Origin of the sequence: Candidatus Sulfotelmatobacter sp. (assembly GCA_035498555.1) — a bacterium.
Classification (GTDB): Bacteria; Eisenbacteria; RBG-16-71-46; order RBG-16-71-46; family RBG-16-71-46; genus DATKAB01.
Genome location: DATKAB010000036.1, coordinates 1 through 5,754, shown reverse-complemented (window position 1 = coordinate 5,754; position 5,754 = coordinate 1). Strand labels below are relative to the sequence as shown.

At 68.0% G+C, this 5,754-nt stretch carries 7 protein-coding genes; 6 read left to right on the top strand and 1 reads right to left on the bottom strand.

From position 1 onward, the window contains the following. From VMJ70_03285 to VMJ70_03275, 3 genes are all read left to right on the top strand, one after another. Positions 1–387 (top strand): hypothetical protein (locus tag VMJ70_03285; protein ID HTO90134.1); only part of this gene is annotated, 387 nt, incomplete at its 5' end. Positions 388–566: 179 nt separating this feature from the next. Further along, positions 567–1,838 carry a T9SS type A sorting domain-containing protein gene (locus VMJ70_03280; protein ID HTO90133.1) on the top strand — a complete coding sequence of 424 codons (1,272 nt, stop codon included), beginning with the start codon at positions 567–569 and terminating at the stop codon, positions 1,836–1,838. Positions 1,839–1,871: 33 nt separating this feature from the next. Further along, a complete protein-coding gene (locus tag VMJ70_03275) occupies positions 1,872–2,354 on the top strand; it encodes a hypothetical protein (protein HTO90132.1) in 483 nt (160 codons plus the stop codon). A 44-nt stretch (positions 2,355–2,398) separates the two neighbouring features. Here VMJ70_03275 and VMJ70_03270 read toward each other — a convergent pair whose 3' ends face one another. Further along, positions 2,399–3,436: an AraC family transcriptional regulator gene (locus VMJ70_03270; protein ID HTO90131.1), complete on the bottom strand. Its 1,038-nt coding sequence runs from the start codon at positions 3,434–3,436 to the stop codon at positions 2,399–2,401. Positions 3,437–3,596: 160 nt separating this feature from the next. On the opposite strand from VMJ70_03270, the gene VMJ70_03265 reads away from it, so the two are divergent. The 3 genes from VMJ70_03265 to VMJ70_03255 all read left to right on the top strand — a co-directional run. Further along, on the top strand, positions 3,597–4,067 hold the full coding sequence (locus tag VMJ70_03265; GenBank protein ID HTO90130.1) for a plastocyanin/azurin family copper-binding protein: 471 nt from the start codon (positions 3,597–3,599) through the stop codon (positions 4,065–4,067). Between the two features lie 140 nt (positions 4,068–4,207). Then, positions 4,208–5,035 carry a class I SAM-dependent methyltransferase gene (locus VMJ70_03260; GenBank protein HTO90129.1) on the top strand — a complete coding sequence of 276 codons (828 nt, stop codon included), beginning with the start codon at positions 4,208–4,210 and terminating at the stop codon, positions 5,033–5,035. A 120-nt stretch (positions 5,036–5,155) separates the two neighbouring features. Continuing rightward, a partial coding sequence (locus VMJ70_03255) for an alpha/beta fold hydrolase (protein ID HTO90128.1) occupies positions 5,156–5,754 on the top strand: 599 nt, incomplete at its 3' end.

Below are 5,754 nucleotides of genomic sequence, written 5' to 3'. Positions count from 1 at the left end.
GCACTCGCCGCGCTGGGAATCACCTCGTGCGCAACGACCGGTACGAGCACGGGAATCAGCGCGGGAGTCGAGATCTCCAGCGCTCCTCCGGCACCCACCATTTCGTACGGCGAGCATGCGCGCTGGCGCTATCTGACCGATTCCGGCGTGTACGTGCTCGACGACGACTCCGCCGAGTACGACATGTTCCGGTTTGGAACCTGGACCTACCTGTACGGCAACGGCTACTGGTATCGCGGTTCGAGCTACGGCGGCCCGTTCGTGGCGGTGAACGTTCGACTCGTGCCGCACCGGATCTTCGAGATCCGTGACCGCGACTACCGCTGGAGAAACCATCCGCAGGCGTGGCGCCCTTCGGACCACGATCGGGATCGCGATCGGAACTGACCGGATCGCCTCGGAGCGGGCCGGACGGCCGCCACGAGCACCACGCGGCGTGCCTCTGGCAACGCGGACGACCGGGTATGGCGGGTGAGCGGGAGGAGCGGTCGTCGGCTGAGCCACTCGGGGCAATTGCGCCAAACCGCGTCGCGCATCCCGGCATCCAAGCGCGGCGGAGGCTGCCCATGAGACCGCAAGGCCAGATGCTTGCAGCACTGCTCGCGGCGGCGGCGGTGTTTCCGTCGCTCCCATCGACCGCTCGTGCCGACTGGGCGCAGGTCCCCGAGATTCCCACCACTCAACTGTTTTCGATGTTCGCGAACGGCGACACCATCGCGGCCGCGGTCGATACCGCCGTTTATCTGAGCGTGGACGCCGGCGCGACCTGGCGGAAGTCGGCGCGGCCGGTGAGCGGCGCCGGAGCCATCGAAGCGCTGCTCGTTCACGACGGCCGGCTGTACGCAGGGATCTTCAAGCACGGAGCGTTCGTCAGCGACGATTTGGGTGCGAGCTGGAGCGACTTCAACCAGGGGCTGGTAGGAGGGGTGCTCGATTCACAGCTCGACATCGTGGATTTCGTGGTGCGAGGGGACAGCCTGTTCGCGGGCACGGCCGGCGCCGGCGTCTACCTGCGGGCGATTCACGGGCCGAGCGCATGGAGCCACTTTGGGGAAGTGTTCGAGCCCAATCAGGCTTCGACGCTCAATAGCCTGGCGCTGGGAGGCGGTCGGCTGCTCGCGATGGGGGGCGCCAACGGCATGGTTTTCTTCCGCGATCCCGGCGATCCCGAATGGACCGTCTCCAACCTCGACAACGTGGGCATTCACGCCGGTCTCCAGGCCACCACCGCGGCCTGGACCGGCACCGGCTGGGTGGTGGGCAGCAATCTCGGCCTGTTCCACAGCACGGCCGGTCAGGAGCCGTGGACGCGCGTGGATCTGGGGCTCGGCCCGGTCAACTGGAGCACTTTCGTGACTCAGGGCGGCCATCTGATCGGCGCGTTCGATCTCTCCACTCTGGCGGAGATCGAGCAAAGCGATGACAACGGCGCCACCTGGCACAGCCCGGAGGTCTTCGGCGGCGCCTTCATCCGCGGTCTTGGGATCAGCGCCGGCCAGCTCTACGCCGCGCGTGGCGATGGCCTGTGGCGCCGCGCTCTGGGGACCGTGTCGGTCGCGACCTACGATCGCGCGAACAACCTGCGATTCGCGCTGGCCGGTCCCCAACCAGTTCGAGAGCGCGCGAGGCTGGCGTTCGAGCTTCCCGAGTCCGGCCGCGCGACACTCGAGCTGTTCGACGTGAGCGGACGGGCGGTTGCCGAGCCGATTCAAGGCACGTGGCCGGCGGGGGCGCACGAACTCTGGCTGGACGCGAGCCGGCTCGGCGCGGGAGTCTACTACGCGAGACTCACCGCCGCCGGCCAGATGCGCTCGCTGCGGCTCGTGCACCTTCGCTAGCGCGCGGATGCATCGCGTCGCACCGGAGCTCCCATGAACGAAGTGCGTCAGTTCCTCCGCCACGCGAATGCCACCATCGCCTACCGCGGCGCCAAGGCGACACGTGGCGCGCCACCCGAGTTCGCGAACTTCAAGGCCAGCCCCACCACCCGCACCCCGCTCGAGATCCTGGCTCACATCGGCGATCTGCTCGAGGTCTCGGCGGCGCGGCTCCGTGGCCCGGCCAGGTGGAAGGACACCGAGCCCGACACCTGGGAGCGTCAAGTCAGCCGATTCCATGCCGCGCTTCGCTCGATCGACGAGTCGCTCGCCTCGGGCGATCCGATCGAGGTGCCGCTCGAGCAGTGGTATCAGGGTCCGTTCGCCGACTCGCTCACCCACGTGGGGCAGCTGGCGATGCTGCGCCGCATGGCGGGCTTCCCGATGAAGGGCGAGTCCTATTTCTTCGCCGACATCCGTGCCGGGCACGTCGGACCCGATCAGCCGCCGGCGGAGTCGAAATACGAGTTCGATTGATCGCTGGTCCCGGCGGCGGATCGGGAAGCGGTGATCCGCCGGCCCTAGGCGTCGAGGGCCGCGCGGTCTCCGGGGGGTCGCGCGCGGCGCGCGCGGCGCCAGGCGCCCGGCGACTCCCCGACCGCCCGGCGAAACGCGCGCGAGAAAGCCGCCTCGCTCTCGTAGCCGACATCCAGCGCGATGTCGTTGACCTTGGTGTCGGTGTCGCGCAATCGCCCGGCAGCGACCTGCATGCGCCAGCGCGCCAGGTATTGCATCGGCGGCTGCCCGATGAAGTGGACGAACCGCTCGTGCAGGACCGAGCGTGAAATCGCGGCGGCTTCTCCGAGGCGCTCGAGCGTCCAGCTCTCGGCAGGACGCTCGTGCATCAGCGCCAGCGCGCGTCCCACCGCCGGGTCGCGCAGGCCGGCCAGCCACCCCGGCTGGTCGGGAGGAAGCGAGTCGGCATAGCGACGCAGCACCTCGACGAACAGCATCTCGCTCATGCGCTCGAGCACCGCCTCGCCGCCCGGTCGCTTGCGGCTCGACTCCTCGACCACCGCGCGCAGCAGGTGGGCGACCCACGAAGAGGCATCCGAGAACAGCCCGGGCATGCGAAGCACCTTCGGCATCGAGGACAGAAGGGGGTTGAACGGCCGGGCGTCGCAGCCCAGGAACCCGCAGACCACCGTGGTTTCGCTCGAGCCTCCGCCATCGAGCCGGGCGGTGGTCGCTCCGCTCCCGGATGCGCTCAGCGAGTAGGGAAGCTGCGCCGGCCTCGGCGCGAACTGGAGACCCCCATCCATGATCCTGGCGCGCATCCCCGGCGCGCTCGACATCACGTGGGCGTCACCCTGGGGGAACATCACGACGTCGCCTTCGCGCAGCTGCACCGGCTCCCCGTCCACCGTGGCGGCCCAGCAGGACCCGCTCGCGACCCCGTGGAACTCGATCATGTGTTCGACGCCGGGAAGGATGTGCGGGATGAGGTCGCTCGAGCGCGAGGTCTCGACCACCCAGGGGTCGGCGCCTTCGATATAGAAGAAGAACGCGCCGCGCAGCCGCACCGCGCGCAGTACGTCCGAAAGCGTGTCACGGCTCATGAATCTCTCCTGGCACCACTCCGCCTCGATCTCGTCTCCAGCGCCACCTCGGACGATCGGCATAGTTTTTCCGACGCTCGAACAAGCGTCAAGATGCGCGCGCCGGCATCTCGATGTCATTCAAATAGGGCCGCCGCACTCCTAGCGATCGGAGGATCCCATGAGCACGAATCCGGTTCCGGCGGCCGCCGCGAAGCTCCCCGTCTTGTTCCGAGGCATGCATCGGGCGGCTGTCACCCTGGCCCTGGTGCTTGCGGCGGGGGCCGCCTCGGGCTGCTCGAGCGGCGGGTCGCCCATGGCGCCGGTCGCCGCCGGCGGTGGAGGAGGCGGCATGGGGGGCGGTGGTGGATCGGGCGGCATGTCATTCAGCTTCGGTCCCTTCGGCGCCCAGCAATCGGCGCAGCTCACTTTCCCGAACGCCGGCACCTTCGGCTATCACTGCATCGCGCATCAAGCCATGGGAATGGTGGGCTCCGTGGCGGTCGACGCCGCGGGCAGCGATTCCGCGGTAGTCCAGATCGGGCTGAGCGGCCTCAGCTTCAGCCCGTCGTCCGCGCACATCAAACCGGGCGGATACGTCCGCTGGATCAACGTCTCGAGCCTGACCAATCACACGGTGACCAACAATTGATTCGCCCGCCGGACGTGGCGCGCAGTCAGACGAACGGCACGAGGTTCCCGACGCTCGGCAAAGTGCGGGAATCGTCGCTTCGCATCTGCATTGCCGTCGGAGAATTCTGATTCCCTTCACCTCTACCCCAGGAGAATTCCATGTCCGTGACCCAGACCGTGTCCTCCCCGGATTTCGAAACCATCAAGAAGCGCCAGCAGGCGACGTGGGCGGCGGGCGATTTCGGCCGCATCGGGGTGCTGCTCCAGATCGTGGGCGAGACGCTGTGCGAAGCCGTGGATCTCGGCTCCAACGATCGTGTGATCGACGTCGCGGCCGGCAACGGCAACGCTTCGCTCGCCGCCGCTCGCCGCTTCGCCGACGTCACTTCGACCGACTACGTGCCCGAGCTGCTCGAGCAGGGATTCCGTCGTGCCGAGATCGACGGATTGACCATGCGCACCCAGGTGGCGGACGCCGAGCACTTGCCGTTTCCAGATGCCTCGTTCGACGTCGCGCTCTCGACTTTCGGAATCATGTTCACGCCCCATCAGGAGCGCGCCGCCGCGGAGATCGCCCGCGTGGTGCGACCGGGCGGCCGTATCGGCATGGCCAACTGGACGCCCGACGGATTCGTGGGCGAGTTGTTCAAGGTGATGTCGCGATTCGTTCCGCCGCCGGCCGGGGTGCGTCCGCCCTTCGAATGGGGCACTCGCGAGCGCCTGGCCGAACTATTCCGTGGCTCCGCCCGGATCATGAACATCGAGAAGAAGCAGTTCACGTTCCGTAATCCGTCCGCCGAGCACTGGATTGAACTGTTCCGTGACTACTACGGACCGACCCAGCGGGCGTTCGCGGCGCTGGACGAGGCGGGAAAACGGGCACTGCACCAGGCGCTGCTCGAGCTGCTGGCGAGCTTCGACCGCGGCGGACGCGGCAGCCTGGTGGTACCCGCCGACTATCTCGAGGTCGTGATTCGTCGCGCCTGACGAACCCCCCACTCGCGGTATCATCGCCGCGCAGGTACGGGATCGCCGAGGATCGGCCCGGTCCCGGATCTGCGCGGCGATTCGTCGTGCCCAGAACTCGACGAAAACAGGAGATGCCCGATGGCGGAAACGGTGGTTCACGCGGCGCGCGAGGAGCGGATCGATGGCTCCTCGGGACTCAAGTTGTTCATTCGCTCATGGCGCCCGAGCGAGAGGGCCCGCGCGGTGGTCCTGATCGTTCCCGGCTTCAACGCGCACAGCGGCCAGTACGGCTGGGTGGCCGAGCAGCTCACCAGCCACGGCCTGGCGGTCTACGCGGTGGACCTGCGCGGGCGGGGAAAATCGGAGGGCGAGCGCTTCTTCGTCGCAACCCTGTCGGACTACGTCAGCGACGTCGAGAAGCTCGCCGAAGTCGCAAAGGCCCGTGAGCCCGGGCTTCCGGTGTTCCTGCTCGGTCACAGCGCGGGCGGGGTGGTGGCCTGTCTCTACACCCTGGCGCATCAGTCCGAACTGGCCGGGCTGGTCTGCGAGAGCTTCGCGTTTCAGGTGCCCGCGCCGGACTTCGCGCTGGCCGTGCTGAAGGGGCTGAGCCATCTCGCGCCGCACGCTCACGTCCTCAAGCTCGACAACGCCGACTTCTCGCGCGATCCGGTGGCCGTCCAGGCCCTCAACGACGATCCTTTGATCGCCAACGAAGTCCAGCCGACCCAGACGGTCGC